The sequence below is a fragment of the Oceaniradius stylonematis genome (genome assembly GCF_003149475.2).
Lineage (GTDB): Bacteria > Pseudomonadota > Alphaproteobacteria > Rhizobiales > Rhizobiaceae > Roseitalea > Roseitalea stylonematis.
On sequence record NZ_QFWV02000004.1, the window covers coordinates 41,680 to 60,847 of the forward strand.

Sequence of the window (19,168 nt, forward strand, 5' to 3'; positions counted from 1 at the left end):
TTACATCATGCCCATGCCGCCATTCGGGCCCGCTTGCCGGGCCCGAACGCTTTTCAGTCGCGGGCGGCCATTTCGGGCATGATTACATCATGCCCATGCCGCCCATGTCGGGCATGCCGCCGCCGGCCGGAGCCCCCGATTCCTTCTTGGGCGCATCGGCGATCATCGCCTCGGTGGTGATCAGCAGGCCCGCAACCGAACCGGCGTCTTCGAGCGCGGTGCGCACGACCTTGACCGGATCGACGATGCCCATGGCGACCATGTCGCCGAACTCGCCGGTCTGCGCGTTGTAGCCGAACTTGTCGTCATCGCTTTCGAGGATCTTGCCGGCGATGATCGAAGCTTCGGCGCCCGCATTGGTGGCAATCTGGCGAGCCGGTGCCTGCAGGGCGCGGCGGATGATGTTGATGCCCGCTTCCTGGTCGGCATTCTCGCCCTTGGCGCTGATCGTCTTGGAGGCGCGCAGCAGCGCGGTGCCGCCACCGGGCACGATGCCCTCTTCGACGGCGGCGCGGGTTGCGTTCAGCGCGTCGTCGACGCGGTCCTTGCGCTCCTTGACTTCCACTTCGGTCGAACCGCCGACGCGGATGACGGCAACGCCGCCAGCCAGCTTGGCCAGACGCTCCTGCAGCTTCTCGCGGTCATAGTCCGAGGAGGTTTCCTCGATCTGCTGCTTGATCTGGGCGACACGGCCTTCGATGTCGGCCTTCTCGCCGGCACCGTCGACGATGGTCGTCTCTTCCTTGGAGATGTTGACCTTCTTGGCGGTGCCCAGCATGTCGAGCGAGACGTTTTCGAGCTTGATGCCGAGGTCCTCGGAGATCACCTGGCCGCCGGTCAGGATGGCGATGTCCTCGAGCATGGCCTTGCGGCGGTCACCGAAGCCCGGTGCCTTGACGGCGGCGATCTTGAGGCCGCCACGCAGCTTGTTGACGACGAGCGTGGCCAGCGCCTCGCCTTCGACGTCCTCGGCGATGATCAGCAGCGGACGCGACGACTGCACGACCGATTCGAGGATCGGCAGCATGGCCTGCAGGTTGGACAGCTTCTTCTCGTGGATCAGGATGTAGGGATCCTCGAGATCGGCGACCATCTTTTCGGGGTTGGTGACGAAGTAGGGCGACAGGTAGCCGCGGTCGAACTGCATGCCTTCGACGACTTCCAGTTCGGTCTCGGCGGTCTTGGCTTCCTCGACGGTGATGACGCCTTCATTGCCGACCTTCTGCATGGCCTCGGCGATCATCGTGCCGATTTCCTTTTCGCCATTGGCGGAAATCGTGCCGACCTGGGCGACTTCGTCGGAGGTGGCGATCTTGGTGGCGCTCGACAGCAGCTTTTCGACCACTTCGTTGACGGCCAGATCGATGCCGCGCTTGAGGTCCATCGGGTTCATGCCGGCGGCAACCGCCTTGTGGCCTTCCTGGACGATCGACTGGGCCAGAACGGTGGCGGTGGTGGTGCCGTCGCCGGCAATGTCGTTGGTCTTGGAGGCGACTTCGCGCACCATCTGGGCGCCCATGTTCTCGAACTTGTCTTCCAGTTCGATTTCCTTGGCAACGGTGACGCCGTCCTTGGTGATGCGCGGCGCGCCGAACGACTTGTCGAGCACGACGTTGCGGCCTTTCGGACCGAGGGTGACTTTCACGGCGTCGGCGAGAATGTTGACGCCATCGAGCATGCGCTCGCGGGCCGTGCGGCCGAATTTGACTTCCTTAGCGGACATGATCTTCTACTCCCGGGCAATGTGCCCAATGCAATTTGCGTTTGATGATCGACGGGACGCGGCTCAGCCCAGAACGCCCATAATGTCGCTTTCCTTCATGATCAGCAGGTCCTCGCCGTTCAGCTTGACCTCGGTGCCGGACCATTTGCCGAACAGGACACGATCGCCGGCCTTGACGTCCATGGCGATCAGATCGCCGTCATCGTCACGGCCGCCCGGACCGACGGCGACCACTTCGCCTTCCTGCGGCTTTTCCTTGGCGGTGTCGGGGATGATGATGCCGCCGGCCGTCTTCTCCTCGGACTCGACGCGGCGAACGACCACGCGGTCGTGCAGCGGACGAAAGTTCATCTCTGCCATTTTCGTTACCCTTGATTGCGTTGAATGACATCTTCTTGCAAAGACAGGAACGCGGATGCGTTCGCTAGCACTCACATCGAGAGAGTGCTAGCGCCGGTCAGATAAGGATGGGAAAATCCGGAGTCAAGGGCCACGGAACGAAAACGGGCGCCCGAAGGCGCCCGTTCCGAACGGATGGTTTGTGGACCCGACGATCAGTCCTCGGGCGGGGTGTAGTGGCTCAGCCGCAACTTGCCGATATCGTCGCCGATCTTGCGGAAGGCGGCGACCAGTTCGTCTTCATTGCTCGCCGCGATGGCCGTTTCCTCGGAAGTGGCGCAATGGTTCATCACACCGGTGGCGTTGGCGCTCGGCGTGCCGAAATAGACGAAGTAGATCTTGACGCCGAGGTCCTTGATGGCCGTGCAATATTGCTTGGACGCATCGTCGAGCGCGGCGTCGGCCTCGGCCTTGGACGGATCGTCGCCCCAGCCTTTGCGCATCGGATCGTCCTTCAAGTAACCGAAGCTCGACATGCTGGTCATGTATTCATCCGGGTACACTGCAGAGTTGTCGCCGTCGGTCATGAAGACGAGGATTTTCTCGGCTTCACCGAAGTCGGCGGCGCCGGCCAGCGGTTCCCAGGGCGTCAGCGTGTTCATCGCCCAGGACAGGCCGATCGACAGGTCGGTGCCGCCATTGGCGTCCATGCCGTCGATGGCTTGATCGATGACAGTCCGGTTGTCGGTCAGCCCCTGAAGCTTGGCCGTGTTGCAGCGCCCGTTCGGGCCCGTGAAATAGCCCCAGGGATGCCAGTTGCCCGTCGTGCTTTGCGAGACGGCATATTTGGCGGTGTTGAAGGTTCGAGCGCGCATGATATCGGCCCGAGAGAAATCGGCGTCGTGGTTCCAGATCGAAAGGTAGTCCTCGTCATAATCAGTGTCACCGCCGAGATCGTCGACATAATCGTTGCGATAGTTACGCTGCCAACTGTCCCCGCCGCCGTCGCGGTCGTATTCGTCAGGCGCCATGTGCGGCACAAAGAGCGAGTCGCCGTCGTCATCGTTGGGCGCGTCGAAGCTGTAACGATAGTCGCCGGCGCGGTGTTCGAAACACCCGTTCCAGGTGACATTGCTGAAGGCATCGAACACGTCCTTGCGCGTGATGACGACCGTATCGCCGTTTCTCGTGAGCTGATCGATGTCAACGCCGTCGCCGTCGGCCTCGAGCGGCAGAACCTCGGTGAGCCGGTTGGGGTCGTAGTAGACCAACTCGCGGCTCTGCGGAATTTGCCAATCGGTTTCGCGCCGCGGCATCAGCCATTTCATGTCACCGGCATTCGCGCCGTTGCGCTTATACGGCGGCAGGTAGCGGAAATGGCCCGTGGAACGGCCTTCCCAGTCGATCCAGTCGGCATCGTGATCCGGCCCGCCCAGATACTCGTCAGGCACGCTGACATGGGTGTGCCAGGGGATGACCGAGAACTTCAGATCGGAGTTGGCATAGTCTGCCACGGCATCACTCGCCGCGTCGATCAGCACGCCAGCTGCGGTCTTGGCCGCATCCATCTTGCGGCTGCCGCCTGCAAACCAGTCCATCGAACCGGAATTGTCGATGGCGATCGCAACTTCCACGACGCGGCGGCCGAACTGCGCCTGCTTGCGGCCGACGACGGTCAACTCGTCCTGACCGAACAGGTGCATCAGGTACGTGTCGATGCTGGTCTTGGCGACGATACGCACCAATCCGCTGGACGGATCGACCTGAAAGACGTCGTAGGAAAGGGTGCGGCCCTTGACCATCTCGGCCATCAGGCCCTTGCCTTCGGCGATCAGGTCTTCGGCCGGAATGTTCGGGTTCAGCGTGGTCCGCTTGGCCAGATGCAGCGCCACCGACTGGGCCGCCGTCTCGATCTGGGTTTCGGTGCGCACCGCGTTCGTATAGTCGACCGCAAGGCCGGTCATGCCGAACAGCGGAACGACGGCGAACGCCGCCATGATGTAGGCCGTGCCTTTTTCGTCGGCGGCAAAACGCTTGAACAGGTTTTTCATCTTCTTCGCCTCGTTCCTTGCGGCATCGGTGCGCGGCGATCCCGCCCGCACCATGCGCCACAGCTTTGGCGGGTAATCTAAGGCAAACACCTAAATACCCGTTTAACGAGCCGTTCGAACTTGAACGGTCGGCGAAAACGGAAATGAAACCCTTTGCGGGTAGCCTGTCCGGCAAATCGGGAAGCAGGGGCCATGCTCAGCCACATCAGATCGTTCATCGTCAGGGAAAAGGACGGGGTTGCCGCAATCGAGTTCGGATTGCTGGCGCCGGCCTTCTTTGGGCTGCTGATCGCGATCTTCGAGATCTGCTATTTCGTCTACGCGTCCACATCGACGCAGCGCGCGGTTGAAAAGGCGGTGTTCGACCTGCGCACCAACCATGCCGCCACCGTCGTTCAGCAACGCAATCTGACGATCGAGGAATGGTATCGCGAAACGATCTGCGGGCGAGTCAGCCTTTCGACCTGCGAAAGCACCTTGCAGATCACCATCGAACGCTACGATCAGGACATGAACCAGGTCTGGTCGACGTCCGATCCCGACCAGCTGACACTGGCGCCGCGCGAGACGATCATGCGTGTCGAAGCACAGGTGGACATGCCGTCGATCATGTTCACCGACCTGCTGTTCGGCGATCAGGCAGCCAGGCTGAGCAGCGGCATCACATTCATGACGGAGCCGTGATCATGGGTTCGATTGTCTCCACCACATATCAAGCGATCCGGCGCAGGCGCGCGCTGGCCCGACTGTTCGCACGCAATGGCCGCGGTTCGGTTTCCGTGGAAATGGCGTTCGTGCTGCCGATCTTCGCGGCGATGGCGTTTCTGACCTGGGACGCCGGCACGATCTATACGCAGTACAACCGTGCGGTCAGCAATCTCTATTCGGTCGGCGACATCATCACCACCCGCACCGAGGACCTGACCTGCAACCAGCTCGATGCGATCTCCGAACTCGTCTACGACTCCTATGCTCACGGCAACTGGGCCAGGCGGCAACGGAGCGGCGACGACTTCCCGGCCAATGGCGCGCTCGATTTCCGGTTCCTGGCGACGATGATCCGCGTTGAAACGCGCCCCAACGGGCGTATTCGCGGCCGAATCGAATGGGAATACCGGCGGCACCAAACCCGCGCCCGCAATCCCGGACGCCTGGTCAACATCCCGAACGAACTCCAGATCGACGGCATGCGCTATCTGCATCTGGATGGCTTTTTCCATCTGGCGCCCTCCTTCAATTATCTGGGCATCTTCGACATGCACCCGGCCGCAAACAGGGACGACGGCCTGTTCCGGGTAAACCAGTATTTCCCGCTTCGCTACGTCCCCAATATCGATCTGGTGGAAGAGCCCGGCGACCAGTTCGACTACAAGTGCAGGGGCTGAAATCGCCCCCAGCGCCGCAAAGTCCGTGACTTGAAAGACCCGCCGGGTTAAGCGCCCGGCGGGTTTGTTGTCGGGCAGGACGGAGAGCGGCATGGCCATGGCCAACATCGATACGCTGGATGCTTTGCACGATCGCTATGACGCGATCCTGTGCGACGTATGGGGTGTGCTGCACAATGGCGTGGTTTCGTGGCCGGCCGCCTGCGAAGCCCTGCAACGGGCGCGCAAGGCGGGCAAGACCGTCATCCTGATCACCAATTCGCCGCGGCCGACCGCGCAGGTGCTGGCGCAGCTGGCGCGATTGGGCGTGCCGGCGGACTGCCATGACGGCATCGTGACATCGGGCGACGTCACCCGCACGCTGATCGCCGAGGGCCCGCGCCGCATCTTTCATATCGGCACCGAGGAAGACCTGCCGATCTTCGACGGCATCGATGTCGAGCTTGTCGAGGATTTCGAGGCGTCGGCGATCGTGGTGACCGGGCCGCGCGACGATGAGCGCGAAACGCCGGACGACTATGCCGACCTTCTGGCACGGCTGCGGGCGCGCGACCTGCCGCTGATCTGCGCCAATCCGGACATCGTCGTCGAGCGCGGCGACCGGCTTGTCTATTGCGCAGGCGCGATCGCCCGCGCGTACGGGCTTCTGGGCGGGCGCACGCTGATCGCCGGCAAGCCGCACGCGCCGATCTATGAGGCGGCGCTGGCGCAGATCGGCGCGACGGCCGACAGGAGCCGGGTGCTTGCCATCGGCGACGGGATGACCACCGACGTCAAGGGCGCGATGGACAACGGGTTCGACCTGTTGTTCGTCTCCGACGGCATCCATGCGCGCGAATATGGCGAACCGGGCGCGCCGGACCCGGCGCGGCTGGCCGCCTTTCTGCACGATTTCGGAGCGAACCCGGTGGCCACCATGGTCAATCTGCGCTGACCGGCATCCCGGGGCGGCACGGCCGACCTGATCGAGATCAATGCAAGCGCCGCGCGCTGCCGGCAGGCTCGGACGAAAACGCGGAGCGCTCCCATGTTCAAGACCATCATCGCCGCCTATGACGGCTCGGACCATGCGCAGGAGGCACTCAAGGCCGCCTGCGATCTCACCTCGAAATACGGTGCGAGGCTGCACATCGTCCACACGCCGCAAGTGGCCAGCGAAACGATGATGGTCGGTTATTCGGCCGTGCCGCTGCCGCCAAGCGCCGAGGAACTTGAAAAGGCCGGCGCCGATGCCATCGAGAAGGCCACGGCCATCGTCGGCGAGCAAGGCATCGACAATGCCGTTACACACGTTCAGCCCGGCGATCCAGGCCGGGTGATCGTCGAATATGCGAAGGCCGAGAACGCCGACCTGATCGTGATGGGTCGCCGCGGTCTGGGCGACTTCGGGTCGCTGCTCGTCGGCAGCATCACCCACAAGGTCTCGCAACTGGCCGAATGCGCGGTGCTGACGGTCAAGTAACCGGCACCGACGCGATCACTCGACCGGCGGCTGGACGAGTCCGCGCCCGGAGGCTGGGCGCGCGATGCAGCGGTCGAGCCACGCCATGACGTTTGGCCGCGCGGCCATCTCGAACGGCTCTTCGGCCTTGTAGAATATCTTGGCGCCGCGCACCCAGGGGAAGATCGCGATGTCGGCGATCGTGTACTCGTCGCCCATGATCCAGTCGCGGCCATCGGCAAGCCGACCTTCGAGCACACCCAGGAGCCGCCGCGCCTCGTTCACGTAACGCTCGCGGGGCCGCGGATCCTCGATTTCCTTGCCGGCGAAGACGCCGAAGAAGCCATACTGGCCGAACATCGGCCCGACGCCGCCCATCTGGAACATCAGCCATTGCAGCGTTTCGCCGCGCCGCGCCGCGCCCGATGGCAGAAGTCCACCATGCTTTTCAGCCAGATAGATGAGGATGGCGCCCGATTCCCAGAGGCCGAACGGTTCGCCATCGGGTCCGTCGGGATCGATGATCGCCGGTATCTTGTTGTTGGGGTTCAGCGACAGGAAGGCCAGTGTCGTCGTCTCGCCCAGCGGCACGGTGTGCGCGTCATAGGGCACGCCCAGTTCCTCGAGTGCGATCGACACCTTCACCCCGTTGGGCGTGGGGTAGGAATAGAGCTGCAGCAGTTCGGGATTGCGCGGCTTCCAATGCCGCGTGATCGGAAAATCGTCGAGTGTCCTGGCCATGGTGTCCCCTCCGCCTCGCGGCTTGTTGCGCGCCATCACTTAAGCGCCGGGCGCAGCGATGCAAGCGCATCACGCATGACGCTGCGTTCACAAAAAAGTTCGGCCGTCGGTTGGACGGGAAGCCCGCGCACCCATATCCGATCGAAGGAGATCGCGATGAGCCAGGCCGACACACGCACCGAAACCGACACGATGGGCGCCGTCGAGGTGCCCGCCGACCGCTATTGGGGCGCCCAGACCCAGCGCTCCATCGGCAATTTCCCGATCGGCGACGAGCGGATGCCGGTGCCGCTGATCCGCGCGCTGGGGTTGATCAAGAAGGCGGCGGCGGAGACCAATGCGGCGCTCGGCGTGCTCGATGCCGATATCGCTCGCGCCATTGCCGATGCGGCCGCCGAAGTCGCCGACGGCACGCTGGACGATCATTTCCCGCTTGTCGTCTGGCAGACCGGCTCAGGCACCCAGACCAACATGAACGCCAATGAGGTGATCGCCAACCGGGCCATCGAAATGCTTGGCGGCGCGATGGGCTCGAAGGTGCCGGTGCACCCGAACGATCATGTCAATGCCAGCCAGTCTTCGAACGACACGTTTCCGACGGCGATGCATATCGCCACGGCGCTGGAGACCCATGACCGGCTGCTGCCGGCGCTCGACCGGATGATTGCGGCCCTCAACGAAAAGGCGCGAGAGTTCGACGATATCGTCAAGATCGGCCGCACCCATACCCAGGACGCGACGCCGCTGACCCTGGGGCAGGAGTTTTCCGGCTATGCGGCGGCACTGGACCTGTCGCGCACGCGCATCGACCACGACCTTGTCAACGTTTATGCGCTGGCCCAGGGCGGCACGGCGGTCGGCACCGGGCTGAACGCGCCGAAGGGTTTTGCGACCGGCTTTGCCGCGCGCATTGCCGAGGCGACCGGCCTGCCCTTCAAGACCGCGCCCAACAAGTTTGCCGCGCTCGCCTCGCACGCCGCGCTGACCGATTTCCACGGCAGCCTGAACGCGCTGGCTGCCGACCTGTTCAAGATCGCCAACGACATCCGCTTTCTGGGCTCGGGGCCGCGCTCGGGCTTGGGCGAACTGATCCTGCCGGCCAACGAGCCCGGTTCTTCGATCATGCCCGGCAAGGTCAACCCGACCCAGGCCGAGGCGCTGTCCATGGTGGCAACGCAGATCATGGGCAACCACACGACGATCACCATGGCCGCCGCGCAGGGCCATTTCGAACTGAACGTCTTCAAGCCGGTGATCGCGCTCAACGTGCTGCAGTCAATCCGGCTCGCCGCAGACGCGATGGCATCGTTCACCGAGCGCTGCCTTGAAGGCATCGAACCGGACAGGGAGCGGATCGCGGAACTGGTCGAACGCTCGCTGATGCTGGTGACGGCGCTCGCGCCCCATGTCGGCTATGACACGGCGGCGGCGATCGCCAAGGCGGCGCACGCCAACGGCACGACCCTGCGCGAGGAAGCGGTTGGCGGCGGCCATGTCTCCGGCGAGGATTTCGACCGGATCGTTCGTCCGGAGTTGATGGTCGGGCGCAGGACATGAGAGGGCACAGACGGTGACCGGGCCGGCCAAGCGCGTGATCGAGAACGTCGAAGACTATCCGCGCCCGCCGGCGCTGGAGCGGGTCGACGACACCATCCGGATCGTCTTTGCCGGACAGACCGTCGCGGAGACAGACCAGGCATACCGCGTGATCGAGACGTTTCACGCGCCGACCTACTATCTGCCGATGGCCGCCTACGCAGAAGGTGTGCTGCAGCCCGGCGAGGGTTCGTCGCTGTGCGAATGGAAGGGCCAAGCGAGCTATTTCGACATCGTGGCGAACGGCCAGCGGGCCAGCCGCGCGGCGTGGTGCTATCTGCGCCCAACACCGGACTTCGCCCCGATCAGGGGCTTTTTCGCCGTCTATGCCGAACCGATGGACGCCTGTTTCGTCGGCGGCGAACGCGTCACGCCGCAGCCCGGCAACTTCTACGGCGGCTGGGTGACAAGCCGGATCACCGGGCCGGTCAAGGGCGCGCCGGGCACCACCGATTGGTAGGCGGGCAAACGCCCGGCAAAAAAGTTAACGAAATGTGATCCGGGCATGATCGGTGGCGTAGACAGCCATGCCGGTCCGATGGTTCCCCCGATCAACCGCAATCCGGCACCTTTGAAGGGCCCCCGATCGCCCGGAGAAGTTTTGCGCCGCGCCACTTCGCTCAACGCGATGGCGCGGCTTTTTTTTGGCCGTTTGCAGAGAGCCGGGCCGCGATTGCGGCGATCTGCGGCGGCACGCCTTGTTTGGCGGTGAACAGACACGCTTCGGAGCGCAGGATCACGCCGTCCGACAGGATCTTCAGCCGGTTGGCGCGCAGTGTGGAGCCGGTCGACGTAATGTCGACGATGATGTCGGCCTGGCCGGCGGCCGGCGCGCCCTCGGTGGCGCCCAGGCTCTCGATGATGCGGTAGAGCTGGATGCCGTGCTCTTGCGAAAAGTGGCGCTGGGTCAGCCGCCAGTATTTCGTCGCGATGCGCAGGCGGCGGCCGTGGCGGGCGCGAAAGCCCGCCGCCACCTCGCCCAGATCGGCCATGGTCTCGACATCGAACCAGGCTTCGGGAACGGCAACGACCACGTCGGCATGGCCGAAACCGAGGCGGGCGGCGCAATCGAGCCGGTCCTCGCTGTCGGCCAATCCCTCGCGCACCAGGTCTTCGCCGGTGATGCCCGCATCGATGCGGCCCGCGCCCAGTTCGCGCGCGATCTCCGAGGCCGACAGGAACGCCACCTCGACATCGTCACGGCCCCTGACCGTGGCGCGATAGGAGCGCGCATCGGCGGGCGGCACCACGTTCCAGCCCGCCTGGGCAAGCCGTTCCAGCGCGGTTTCGCGCAAGCGCCCCTTGGAGGGCACGGCCAGCGTGGCGATGCTCATGACACCCCTCCCGCAGCCCGGGCAACCCGGTCGAGCCAGACCGAAAAGCCGACGCCGGGCGTTGGCGCCTCAGCGCCCAGCAGCGGCAGCAGCCGGTCGTACCGCCCGCCGCCCGCGAGCACGTCGCCGCCGGTGCTGCGCATTTCGAAGACCAACCCGGTGTAGTAGTCGAGCCGGCGGCCGAAGCTTGCCCGGTAGGTGGTCGCCTGCGGATCACGCCCGCGCGCGGCAAGCGCGTCGGTGCGGGCGGCCAGCGCGGCAACGGCGTCTGAAATGTCGACGCCGGCATCGGACTGCCATTGCGCCAAAGCATCGGGCGCCGCAGCGAGCGGTGCGGAGATGGCCAGAAACGAACGCAGCGCGTCCAGCCTTGCGGGGTCTGGCAGATGTTGAGCCGCTTCGACCTTTGCCAGCAGCCGGCCGGCTATGTCGGTAGCGGCACGGCCGCCGGCTTCGGGCAGGCTCGCCGCGCGCATCTCGCCGGCGATCGCCGCTTCGAGCGCCGCCCGGTCGCCGGCGCGGGCCGGATCGGCGATCGCGGCGGGCATCTCAGGCATCGGCGCGGGGCGCGACAGCCGGTCGAGCGTCGCCGCAAGGGCCGCATCGCTGCCAAAGGCATGGGCCAGCGCCAGGCGCCAGCCGGCCGGCAGGCCGAGCGCTGCCAGCACCGCATCGAACACCGTCTGGTCGCCGAGCACGGTTTCAACCGCGCCTTCAGGCACACCCAGCCGGCCGATCATCGTCGCCGCATCGGCCACCGAGCGCGCATCGGCATCCAGCGTGTCGGCGGCGCCGATATCCTCGATGCCGGCCTGCAGGAATTCGCTGGCGCCGGCGCGGCGCTGGCGAAAGACGGTGCCGACATAGCCGTGCCGCGCCGGCCCGCTCTGCGCGGACAGATGAGCCATGCAGACGGGAATGGTGAATTCGGGGCGCAGGCACAGCGCCTCGCCCGTCTCGCTCTGGGTGACGAAGATGCGCCGGCGCAGTTCCTCGCCGGCCATGTCGAGGAACGGGTCGGCCGGCTGCAGCACCGGCACATCGATGCGCGCCGCGCCGAGCCCGGCGAGGATGGTCTCGATGTCCGCCCGCGCGGCAAAGGAGCGATGGGCGTTCATCGGGTAATTCCCGTGGTGGGCATCACCGTCTCGCAATACCCCCACCCTTTATCCCTCCCCTCAAGGGGGAGGGAAGACAAAGACACCTCGCGCAATTGATCAACGGCGGCGCCTGGCTCGACCTTCGGCAGATCGGGGCGCAATGCCAAGGTCTTCCCTCCCCCTTGAGGGGAGGGATGAAGGGTGGGGGTACGGCGCGGTGTCATGTCACGCCCAGTTCCCGCAAAAGGGTCTCAATGCAGCCATCGAGGTTTTCGTCCAGTTCGCCGGTGTTGATCCGGTGCACGCGATAGCCCAGATCGGCGAGCTTTGCATCCCGCAGCGCATCGCGCGCCATGCCCACGGCGGTGGCATGATGTTCGCCATCGAGTTCGATGACGAGGCGGTGGGACTGGACGACGAAATCGACAATGTATGGACCGATGGGCGCCTGCCGACGGACGTGGACGCTGTAGTTGCCACGGAACTGTTTCAGCTCAGACCATAGGCGACTTTCACCCTCGGTCATGTCGCGGCGCAGCGAACGGGCGCGCTTGATCGCAGAACGTTCTACGCGCGTCGGAGACATCGCTACCCCCACCCTTCATCCCTCCCCTCAAGGGGGAGGGGGGACCAAGGCATCTCGCCCGATTCATCAAGGGCTGTGCCTGGCTCGACCTTCATAATATTGGAGCGCAATGCCGAGGTCTTCCCTCCCCCTTGAGGGGAGGGATGAAGGGTGGGGGTAACTGCGCCGTGGCACATTCACCCACCCGCCTGTGCCGCCAGCAGTTTCGTGACCTCTGCCACCAGATCGCCTTCGGCCACTTCGAACTGGCCCGGGCGGGCGGCGCGATATGCCTCGTTGCTCTCGATGGCGGCGGCTTCCTTGCGGCCCTCGATCATGTCCTTGATCTGGACGATGCCGCGCTCGCGTTCGTCGGAGCCCTGGATGATCGCGACCGGGCAGCCGCGCCGGTCGGCATAGCGGAGCTGGTTGCCGAACTTCTTCCAGTTGCCCTGATACATCTCGGCGCGGATGCCGGCTTCACGAAGGTCCTGCGTCATCTTCTGGTAGCGGCCGAGCGCCTCGGTGTCCCCGTCCATGACGGTGACAAGCACCGGCGCGACCATCTCGTCGGCGCCGAGCTTGCCGAGGTTTTTCAGCGCCGTCATCAGGCGCGAGACGCCGATGGAAAAGCCGGTCGCGGGCACATCCTGTCCGGTGAAGCGCTTGACGAGGCCGTCATAGCGCCCGCCGCCGCCGACCGAGCCGAACTGCACCGTCTCGCCCTTCTCGTTGACGACATCGAACAGCAGTTCGGCCTCGTAGACGGGGCCGGTATAGTATTCGAGACCGCGGACGACCGTTTGATCAATCCGTATTCTATCGTCCCCGTAGCCTGCCGACCAGCAAATACGTTTGACTTGCAGAAGTTCGCTCAGACCGTCCGACAATCGGGCATTATCGAGTGCACCAAGCTGGGAGATCTGATCTCTATCGAGGCCAAGCTCCGGCGCCCACAACTCTATCTCCGCCCCGCCCGAATCCGTAGGCGTGGCTCCGACCGGGTCGGTCCATCTGGTCAACACCAATCCTAGAAGGCTATCGGATTGCCTCTCCTCCAAATCCGCCCCCGGCGTGAAGTCCCCGCTCTCATCCTTGCGACCCTCGCCGAGCAGTTGCCGCACGCCGTCAATGCCGAGCCGGTCCAGCTNCGCCATCCAGCACCTTCCTATTGTTGACGCGGATCACATAGTCGCCGCGCGCAATCCCCAGCGCCTCCATCGTGTCGGCCATCATCATCGCCATTTCGGCGTCGGCCTGCACGCCTGGCGCGCCGACCGTATCGGCGTCGAACTGCATGAACTGGCGGAAGCGGCCCGGCCCCGGCTTTTCGTTGCGAAACACCCAGCCCTGCCGATAGGTGCGGTAGGGCAGCGCGATTTCATTGATGTTCTGCGCCACATGACGCGCGAGCGGCGCGGTCAGGTCGTAGCGCAGGCTCATCCACTGCTCGTCATCGTCCTGCAGCGAGAAGACGCCCTCGTTCGGCCGGTCCTGGTCGGGCAGGAACTTGCCGAGCGCGTCGGTATATTCGAACGCCGGCGTCTCGACCGGATCGAAGCCATAGCGCTCGAACACGGCGCGGATCTTCGCCACCATCTCATCGGTCGTGCGTATGTCCGAGGCGCTGCGGTCGGTGAACCCGCGCGGCAGGCGCGCTCTCAGCTTTTGCGGCTTTTTGGTCTTCTTGTCGGACATGAGGAAAGCGCCGTTTCATCGGGTGTGTGGGTCGCGCGTCTCCTAGACGACCCGCAAACGCGCCGCAAGACGAGGCGGCGTTCACGCGCCGGTGCCGGCAAAATGACGGGCGCGGCGCGCCAGCTGTGCTAACGGAACCCGATGCGCCTTTTTCTTCTCACCGCCCTGACCATGACCGCCTTTGCCGCCAACTCCGTCTTTGCGCGGCTGGCGCTGGGCGATGGCGCGATGGACCCGGCCAGCTACACGCTGATCCGCATCCTCGCCGGCGCGCTGATGCTGGTGCTGCTGGTCGGCCTCGGCGCGCGCGGGCGAAGCCGCATCCGGTCAGCCGGCTCTCTCGTGTCCGCGCTGGCGCTGTTCGGCTATGCGGCCGGCTTTTCCTACGCCTATGTGGCGCTTGAGACTGGCATCGGCGCGCTGATCCTTTTTGCCTGCGTGCAAGCGACGATGATCGGTTGGGCGGTGGCGCGGGGCGACAGGCCCTTGCCGCTCGAATGGCTGGGGCTGATCGCCGCCTTTGCCGCTTTCGTCTGGCTGGTCTCGCCGGGGCTGGCCGCGCCCGATCCGCTCGGCGCGGCGCTGATGGCCGGTGCGGGCATTGCCTGGGGCATCTATTCGCTGCGTGGACGCGGTGTCGGCGATCCGCTGGCCGGCACGGCGGGGGCCTTCGTGCTCGCGGCGCCGCTCGGCGTCGGGCTCGCCCTCATTGGACTGGCCGGCCTTGCGGCAAGCCCGTTCGGCGTCCTCATGGCTGTGGCGTCAGGGGCGCTGGCGTCCGGTCTCGGCTATGCGCTGTGGTATCGCGTGCTCGGATCGCTGACCGTGACGCAGGCCGGCATCGTGCAGCTCACCGTGCCGGTGATCGCCGCGCTCGGCGGCATCGCGTTCCTGGGCGAACCGCTGACGCTGCGCTTCGCCCTCGCCTCGACCGCCATCCTGGGCGGCGTTGCCGTCGCCATCGTCGCGCGCGGCCGGCGCGGGCCGGCACCGTCCGCCGTCACCCGGTCGGATCAGTAATAGGGCGACACGCAGGGCCGGCGCGGCCCGTGATAGGGCTGGAACGTGTTGTCGCGCAGCCTGTAGGACCGGTAGCGATGCTCGCACCATTGCTTGTGCGCGTGGCTCAGCCGGATGATGCGCGGATGCACGGCACGCGGCGGATGATAGGGCTGCACCGGAATGTAGCGGTAGCGCGGCACGACGACCACGAAGGCGCGGTGCGGGAACCAGTAGCCATGATGGCGGCGATAGCCGTGCCGCTGGCGGTGATAGCCGCGATAGCCGTTGTAGTAGACGTGGCCGCCGCTCCAGCGGATGCCGACGCTGACGTGGCCGCGCCCGCCGACATGGACGATGCCGGACGATCCGGCCGCCAGCGCGTCGGCGGTCAGCTTCGGCGCCGGCATGGCGTCGGCCGAGGGCGTCAGGGCCAGCCCCGCGGCCACGGCCATAGCCGCCGCGATTGCGATTTGCCTGAATTTCATCGGAACACTCCCGTGATGGTTTGCGGTCCCTACGCGGTTAATAAAGCATGAATCCCGGGAAAGGACCAAGAGACAAGGTGCGGCATGATTGTGTGGTTAATGCCGTCGAACGCGCCCGCTTTTCTTTTTGCGCCGGTGCCAGGTCAGCGCCAGCGCGATGCAGTGCCGGATCGCGGCCTCGTCAACCGGTTCGCCGGCGGGCAGCACGATGGCGCGATTGCCCTCGAATGCGAGCGTGTCGCCGTAAAGGTCGCGGAATTCATCGACCAGCCCGATATGGCAGATGAACATCAGCGCCTCGTCGCCGTTCGGCCGCTCCTGGATGCGCACCGAACTGCCGATGCGCGGCCTTGCGGGTGCAAAGCTCGGCTCACCCCATTTGACGCTCTCGGCCAACTCGCCGACGGCGTCGGTCTCGGCTGCGGCCTGAAGGATCAGCGTTCGCGCCCGCCCGCTCATGGCCGGACGAACGCGGCGCGGGCCGCCTCGACCGCCGGGCGGCAATGGCAGCCCTCCAAATGATCGTTGACCAGCCCCATCGCCTGCATGAAGGCGTAGACGGTCGTCGGCCCGACAAAGGACCAGCCGCGCTTTTTCAGTTCCTTGGATATCGTGGTCGATGTCGGCGTCTTGGCCATGGCGGTGAGCGCGGCATAATCGGCAATGGCAGGCCGCTCGTCCGCGCCGGGCTCTCGCGCCCAGAAAAAGGCGGCAAGCGAGCCGAACTCGTCGCGCATTTCGCGCGCACGTTTCGCATTGTTGATGGTCGAGACGATCTTGCCCCGATGGCGAACGATACCCGCATCGGCCAGAAGGCGCTCGATGTCCGCGTCGCCGAACCCGGCCACTGTGTCGAAATCGAAGCCGGCAAACCCGGCGCGGAAATTGTCGCGCTTTCTGAGGATCGTCAGCCAGGAAAGGCCCGACTGGAAGCCTTCCAGACAGATCTTTTCGAACAGGCGGCGATCGTCGCCGACGGGCATGCCCCATTCGGTGTCGTGATAGGCCATGTAGTCGGGCTTGCCGCCATGCCACCAGCAGCGGACCTTGCCGTCCTCGCCGCGCACAAGCCCCTCGGGCAATGGATCGTCCGTCATTAACCGTGTCCCTTAAGCCGCCATTCACCACCGCCGACAACGCGCCGCTAACCTTGCCAATCGGTTTCCGGCGAACGGCGCATTTTATGAAGCCCGATTCATATTTTGATTGGCGCGCGGAGTCATGGTCCGGGGCGAAGGTTCCTGACAGAGGTCCGGAACCATCGGCCAAACAGTAGTGAGTACGACCGATGACGAACCTCAGACACGGCGCGGCGGCACTGGCCGCGGCGTTCGCCCTTTTCATCGCCGGACCGGCCCAGGCCAACGACCGCTATGCGACGCCGCCGCCGATCGTGCTCAGCCCGGACTTGAGCCAGCCATGGGTGATGCAGCTGCAGAACCCCCGCGCGCAGGGCGTTCGCGCGTCCGTGCCGCGCGTCGTCACCCGCCGCCAGGCCGGCGAGCGCCGCGTCTATCAGCCGCGCCGCCAGCAGCAGCAGGCCGCATTGGCGCAGCCGCCGCAGCCGCAGGTGCGCGGCATCGATCCGATCTACCTGCCGCAGACGGTGGCCTATCATGGCAGCGAGCCGGCCGGCACGATCATCATCGAGACGACCGACCGGTTCCTCTATCTGGTCAATGGCGACGGCACCGCCAAGCGCTATGGCGTCGGCGTCGGCAAACAGGGGTTCGAATGGCGCGGTTCGGAGCGCATCACCCGCAAGGCCGAATGGCCGAGCTGGCGCCCGCCCGCAGAGATGATCGCCCGCGAGGCGCGCAAGGGCCGGCACCTGCCCACCTTCATGGAAGGCGGACCGCAGAACCCGCTTGGCGCGCGGGCGCTCTATCTCGGTTCGACGCTCTACCGCATTCACGGCACCAACCAGCCCTGGACAATCGGACAGGCGGTGTCTTCGGGCTGCATCCGCATGCGCAACGAGGACGTCAAGGACCTTTATGCGCGCGTCAGCGTCGGTGCCAATGTGATCGTGCGGTGACGCTCTTCAAGTGCCCCGGCGCAGGCGCATCGGGGAACTTGATGTCACACCGGGTCGGAATTTGATTGGCTCGACGCCCCGCATCCAGTATTGGATGGTCACGGATTGAAGAGACCATCATGATACGCACATCCCTGATCGCCGCCGCAGTCCTTGCGTCGTCCACCGCCGTCGCATCCGCCGAGTTCCAGTTTTCGGCCTATGGCGGCTGGCAGACCGCGCCACACAGCCTTGTGACCGTCACCGGCATCGGCGCGGAAAGTTTCACGGCGGGCTGGGACGGCCGGTCGTTCGAGATGCCGCCCTATTGGGGCCTGCGCGGCACGTACTGGCTTGAGCGGCTCGACATGCCGAAATGGGGCGTGTCGGTCGACTTCACCCATGCCAAGGTCTATGCGGACGCGGCGACCTTCCCCAAGACCGACAACTGGACACGGTTCGAGTTCTCCGACGGGATCAACATCCTGACGGTCAGCGCGATGCGGCGCTTCGACCGCTGGAACGGGTTCGAGCCCTATGTCGGTGTCGGTGCCGGCCTTTCCATCCCGCATGTGGAAGTGACGCGCCCAGAGGGCACCACCTTCAACTACCAGGTCGGCGGCGCCGCGCTGCAGGCGCAGGTCGGCGCCAACTACCATATCAACGACTGGCTGTCGGTGTTCGGCGAATACCAGTTCAACTATGCGATGAACAATGTGACGCTGACCGAAGGCGCCAAGCTGGAAACCAACATCATCCTGAACGCGTTCGTCGCCGGCGTTTCCGTCCATTTCTGACCGCGCGGTCGCCGGCTTTCATGCCACCAACGCCTGCGAACGGCGTGCCAATCGTCCCGTGGCGGCGCATGGCTGCGCGCCAAGGTTGACGACTTAACGCCGAATTAACCCCGCTCGTTAACCATGCGCGCATCCGGAAGGCGGCGCGTATGGTCGTGTCCGCCGGCTCCGCTCGTTCAGGACCAGATCCATGCGTACCCTTCTGCTTTCGTTCGGCATGAGCGCCGTATTGGTTGCCCCGCTGGCCCAGGCGGCCGATCTCGACATTGTCGAGGCGCCGATGGCCGGCGACTTCAGCGGCGCCTATGTCGCCGCGCGCATCGCCGGCGCCTTCACGCCGGATACCAATTTCAATCTGACCGTCGTCCCGACCAACATCGTCAACGATTATGACCGCTTGGGCTTTGGCGGCGCGCTCGCCGTCGGTTACGAATTCGACTGGGGCAGCAATGTCGCCCTGCGCGGCGAAATCGAGGGTGGCCTGATCTCGGCGGAGATCAAGAGCCACACCCTGGTCGCCATCGCGACGACGCTCGATGGCGGNGTTCAAGCCGTTCATCTCAGGCGGCATCGGCCTTGCAGAGGTCAACTTCAAGAACCATGGCGTCGGCCTCGCAGCGCCGGTGGGCCCCTTGGGTCCGGGCAATGTCACAGCGATGAACGACAAGGATTCCGGTCTTGCATGGCAGATCGGCGGCGGCGTGGGCTATGAGGTCGACGAGCGGGTCACGCTGGAAGCGGGCTACCGTTACTTCCAGGTCAACGACATCAGCCTGACGGCGGTCGATGGCACGGTGACCAACGTCCCGGTCAAGCAGCACCAGGTCATGCTGGGTGTACGCTACGGGTTCTGAGCCCCAACCGACATGGCGCAGTGAGGGCGGCCTGAGGGCC

Annotated in this window: 20 protein-coding genes and 1 pseudogene; 10 read left to right on the top strand and 11 right to left on the bottom strand. The window is 65.1% G+C overall.

Annotated features, from left to right (window positions below; all coding sequences use genetic code 11):
* Positions 1–82: 82 nt before the first annotated feature.
* The 3 genes from groL to DEM25_RS03885 form a co-directional block, all read right to left on the bottom strand.
* Complete coding sequence (gene groL, locus DEM25_RS03875) at positions 83–1,723, bottom strand: chaperonin GroEL (RefSeq protein ID WP_109767826.1); 1,641 nt, start codon at positions 1,721–1,723, stop codon at positions 83–85.
* A 63-nt stretch (positions 1,724–1,786) separates the two neighbouring features.
* A complete protein-coding gene (groES, locus tag DEM25_RS03880) occupies positions 1,787–2,083 on the bottom strand; it encodes a co-chaperone GroES (RefSeq protein ID WP_109767825.1) in 297 nt (98 codons plus the stop codon).
* Between the two features lie 194 nt (positions 2,084–2,277).
* On the bottom strand, positions 2,278–4,113 hold the full coding sequence (locus tag DEM25_RS03885) for a TadE/TadG family type IV pilus assembly protein (RefSeq protein ID WP_158585152.1): 1,836 nt from the start codon (positions 4,111–4,113) through the stop codon (positions 2,278–2,280).
* Between the two features lie 192 nt (positions 4,114–4,305).
* Between DEM25_RS03885 and DEM25_RS03890 the strand changes: the two genes are divergently transcribed.
* The 4 genes from DEM25_RS03890 to DEM25_RS03905 all read left to right on the top strand — a co-directional run bounded on the left by DEM25_RS03890 (position 4,306) and on the right by DEM25_RS03905 (position 6,960).
* On the top strand, positions 4,306–4,797 hold the full coding sequence (locus DEM25_RS03890) for a TadE/TadG family type IV pilus assembly protein (protein WP_109767823.1): 492 nt from the start codon (positions 4,306–4,308) through the stop codon (positions 4,795–4,797).
* Between the two features lie 2 nt (positions 4,798–4,799).
* Complete coding sequence (locus DEM25_RS03895; protein WP_158585153.1) at positions 4,800–5,498, top strand: TadE/TadG family type IV pilus assembly protein; 699 nt, start codon at positions 4,800–4,802, stop codon at positions 5,496–5,498.
* A 97-nt stretch (positions 5,499–5,595) separates the two neighbouring features.
* Entirely contained in the window at positions 5,596–6,432 is an 837-nt protein-coding gene (locus tag DEM25_RS03900) for a TIGR01459 family HAD-type hydrolase (protein ID WP_109767866.1), read from the top strand.
* Between the two features lie 93 nt (positions 6,433–6,525).
* Positions 6,526–6,960 (top strand): universal stress protein, encoded by a 435-nt coding sequence (locus DEM25_RS03905; RefSeq protein WP_109767821.1) that lies wholly within the window; start codon positions 6,526–6,528, stop codon positions 6,958–6,960.
* Positions 6,961–6,975: 15 nt separating this feature from the next.
* Here the strand turns inward: DEM25_RS03905 and DEM25_RS03910 are convergent, their stop codons facing one another.
* Entirely contained in the window at positions 6,976–7,680 is a 705-nt protein-coding gene (locus DEM25_RS03910; protein WP_109767865.1) for a glutathione S-transferase family protein, read from the bottom strand.
* A gap of 156 nt (positions 7,681–7,836) precedes the next feature.
* Here DEM25_RS03910 and fumC point away from each other — a divergent pair, with 156 nt between their 5' ends.
* Positions 7,837–9,237, top strand: coding sequence for a class II fumarate hydratase (gene fumC / locus DEM25_RS03915; protein ID WP_109767864.1), 1,401 nt, complete (start codon positions 7,837–7,839; stop codon positions 9,235–9,237).
* 13 nt (positions 9,238–9,250) lie between these two features.
* The gene (locus tag DEM25_RS03920; RefSeq protein WP_196780264.1) at positions 9,251–9,736 is read left to right on the top strand and encodes a DUF427 domain-containing protein; all 486 of its coding nucleotides are present in this window, start codon (positions 9,251–9,253) and stop codon (positions 9,734–9,736) included.
* A gap of 160 nt (positions 9,737–9,896) precedes the next feature.
* On the opposite strand, the gene hisG is transcribed toward DEM25_RS03920, so the two are convergent.
* From hisG to hisS, 4 genes and pseudogenes are all read right to left on the bottom strand, one after another.
* Positions 9,897–10,610, bottom strand: a complete 714-nt coding sequence (gene hisG, locus DEM25_RS03925) for an ATP phosphoribosyltransferase (protein WP_109767820.1) — start codon at positions 10,608–10,610, stop codon at positions 9,897–9,899.
* Entirely contained in the window at positions 10,607–11,728 is a 1,122-nt protein-coding gene (locus DEM25_RS03930) for an ATP phosphoribosyltransferase regulatory subunit (protein ID WP_109767819.1), read from the bottom strand. The genes hisG and DEM25_RS03930 overlap by 4 nt, the downstream gene beginning before the upstream one ends.
* Before the next feature lie 202 nt (positions 11,729–11,930).
* Positions 11,931–12,296 carry an endonuclease domain-containing protein gene (locus DEM25_RS03935; RefSeq protein ID WP_109767817.1) on the bottom strand — a complete coding sequence of 122 codons (366 nt, stop codon included), beginning with the start codon at positions 12,294–12,296 and terminating at the stop codon, positions 11,931–11,933.
* A gap of 176 nt (positions 12,297–12,472) precedes the next feature.
* Positions 12,473–13,973, bottom strand: a pseudogene (hisS, locus tag DEM25_RS03940) (histidine--tRNA ligase).
* Between the two features lie 141 nt (positions 13,974–14,114).
* On the opposite strand from hisS, the gene DEM25_RS03945 reads away from it, so the two are divergent.
* Positions 14,115–14,993, top strand: a complete 879-nt coding sequence (locus tag DEM25_RS03945) for a DMT family transporter (RefSeq protein WP_109767815.1) — start codon at positions 14,115–14,117, stop codon at positions 14,991–14,993.
* Here the strand turns inward: DEM25_RS03945 and DEM25_RS03950 are convergent.
* From DEM25_RS03950 to DEM25_RS03960, 3 genes are all read right to left on the bottom strand, one after another.
* On the bottom strand, positions 14,987–15,460 hold the full coding sequence (locus DEM25_RS03950; protein ID WP_196780265.1) for a BA14K family protein: 474 nt from the start codon (positions 15,458–15,460) through the stop codon (positions 14,987–14,989). The genes DEM25_RS03945 and DEM25_RS03950 overlap by 7 nt on opposite strands.
* A gap of 96 nt (positions 15,461–15,556) precedes the next feature.
* Entirely contained in the window at positions 15,557–15,919 is a 363-nt protein-coding gene (locus tag DEM25_RS03955) for a DUF1801 domain-containing protein (RefSeq protein ID WP_109767814.1), read from the bottom strand.
* Positions 15,916–16,557 (bottom strand): DNA-3-methyladenine glycosylase I, encoded by a 642-nt coding sequence (locus tag DEM25_RS03960; protein ID WP_109767813.1) that lies wholly within the window; start codon positions 16,555–16,557, stop codon positions 15,916–15,918. The genes DEM25_RS03955 and DEM25_RS03960 overlap by 4 nt, the downstream gene beginning before the upstream one ends.
* A gap of 191 nt (positions 16,558–16,748) precedes the next feature.
* Between DEM25_RS03960 and DEM25_RS03965 the strand changes: the two genes are divergently transcribed.
* From DEM25_RS03965 to DEM25_RS03975, 3 genes are all read left to right on the top strand, one after another.
* The gene (locus DEM25_RS03965; protein WP_109767812.1) at positions 16,749–17,498 is read left to right on the top strand and encodes a L,D-transpeptidase; all 750 of its coding nucleotides are present in this window, start codon (positions 16,749–16,751) and stop codon (positions 17,496–17,498) included.
* A gap of 119 nt (positions 17,499–17,617) precedes the next feature.
* Positions 17,618–18,274, top strand: coding sequence for an outer membrane protein (locus tag DEM25_RS03970; RefSeq protein ID WP_109767811.1), 657 nt, complete (start codon positions 17,618–17,620; stop codon positions 18,272–18,274).
* Between the two features lie 536 nt (positions 18,275–18,810).
* Entirely contained in the window at positions 18,811–19,128 is a 318-nt protein-coding gene (locus DEM25_RS03975) for an outer membrane protein (RefSeq protein ID WP_120222628.1), read from the top strand.
* Positions 19,129–19,168: the final 40 nt, after the last annotated feature.

Coding starts and splice junctions, on each gene's coding strand:
- DEM25_RS03910 (WP_109767865.1), bottom strand. CDS start 7,680: ATGGCCAGGACACTCGACGATTTTCCGATCACGCGGCATTGGAAGCCG.
- fumC (WP_109767864.1), top strand. CDS start 7,837: ATGAGCCAGGCCGACACACGCACCGAAACCGACACGATGGGCGCCGTC.
- DEM25_RS03885 (WP_158585152.1), bottom strand. CDS start 4,113: ATGAAAAACCTGTTCAAGCGTTTTGCCGCCGACGAAAAAGGCACGGCC.
- DEM25_RS03970 (WP_109767811.1), top strand. CDS start 17,618: ATGATACGCACATCCCTGATCGCCGCCGCAGTCCTTGCGTCGTCCACC.
- DEM25_RS03930 (WP_109767819.1), bottom strand. CDS start 11,728: ATGAACGCCCATCGCTCCTTTGCCGCGCGGGCGGACATCGAGACCATC.
- DEM25_RS03890 (WP_109767823.1), top strand. CDS start 4,306: ATGCTCAGCCACATCAGATCGTTCATCGTCAGGGAAAAGGACGGGGTT.
- DEM25_RS03905 (WP_109767821.1), top strand. CDS start 6,526: ATGTTCAAGACCATCATCGCCGCCTATGACGGCTCGGACCATGCGCAG.
- groL (WP_109767826.1), bottom strand. CDS start 1,723: ATGTCCGCTAAGGAAGTCAAATTCGGCCGCACGGCCCGCGAGCGCATG.
- DEM25_RS03935 (WP_109767817.1), bottom strand. CDS start 12,296: ATGTCTCCGACGCGCGTAGAACGTTCTGCGATCAAGCGCGCCCGTTCG.
- DEM25_RS03955 (WP_109767814.1), bottom strand. CDS start 15,919: ATGAGCGGGCGGGCGCGAACGCTGATCCTTCAGGCCGCAGCCGAGACC.
- DEM25_RS03945 (WP_109767815.1), top strand. CDS start 14,115: ATGCGCCTTTTTCTTCTCACCGCCCTGACCATGACCGCCTTTGCCGCC.
- groES (WP_109767825.1), bottom strand. CDS start 2,083: ATGGCAGAGATGAACTTTCGTCCGCTGCACGACCGCGTGGTCGTTCGC.
- DEM25_RS03900 (WP_109767866.1), top strand. CDS start 5,596: ATGGCCAACATCGATACGCTGGATGCTTTGCACGATCGCTATGACGCG.
- DEM25_RS03950 (WP_196780265.1), bottom strand. CDS start 15,460: ATGAAATTCAGGCAAATCGCAATCGCGGCGGCTATGGCCGTGGCCGCG.
- DEM25_RS03895 (WP_158585153.1), top strand. CDS start 4,800: ATGGGTTCGATTGTCTCCACCACATATCAAGCGATCCGGCGCAGGCGC.
- DEM25_RS03960 (WP_109767813.1), bottom strand. CDS start 16,557: ATGACGGACGATCCATTGCCCGAGGGGCTTGTGCGCGGCGAGGACGGC.
- DEM25_RS03965 (WP_109767812.1), top strand. CDS start 16,749: ATGACGAACCTCAGACACGGCGCGGCGGCACTGGCCGCGGCGTTCGCC.
- hisG (WP_109767820.1), bottom strand. CDS start 10,610: ATGAGCATCGCCACGCTGGCCGTGCCCTCCAAGGGGCGCTTGCGCGAA.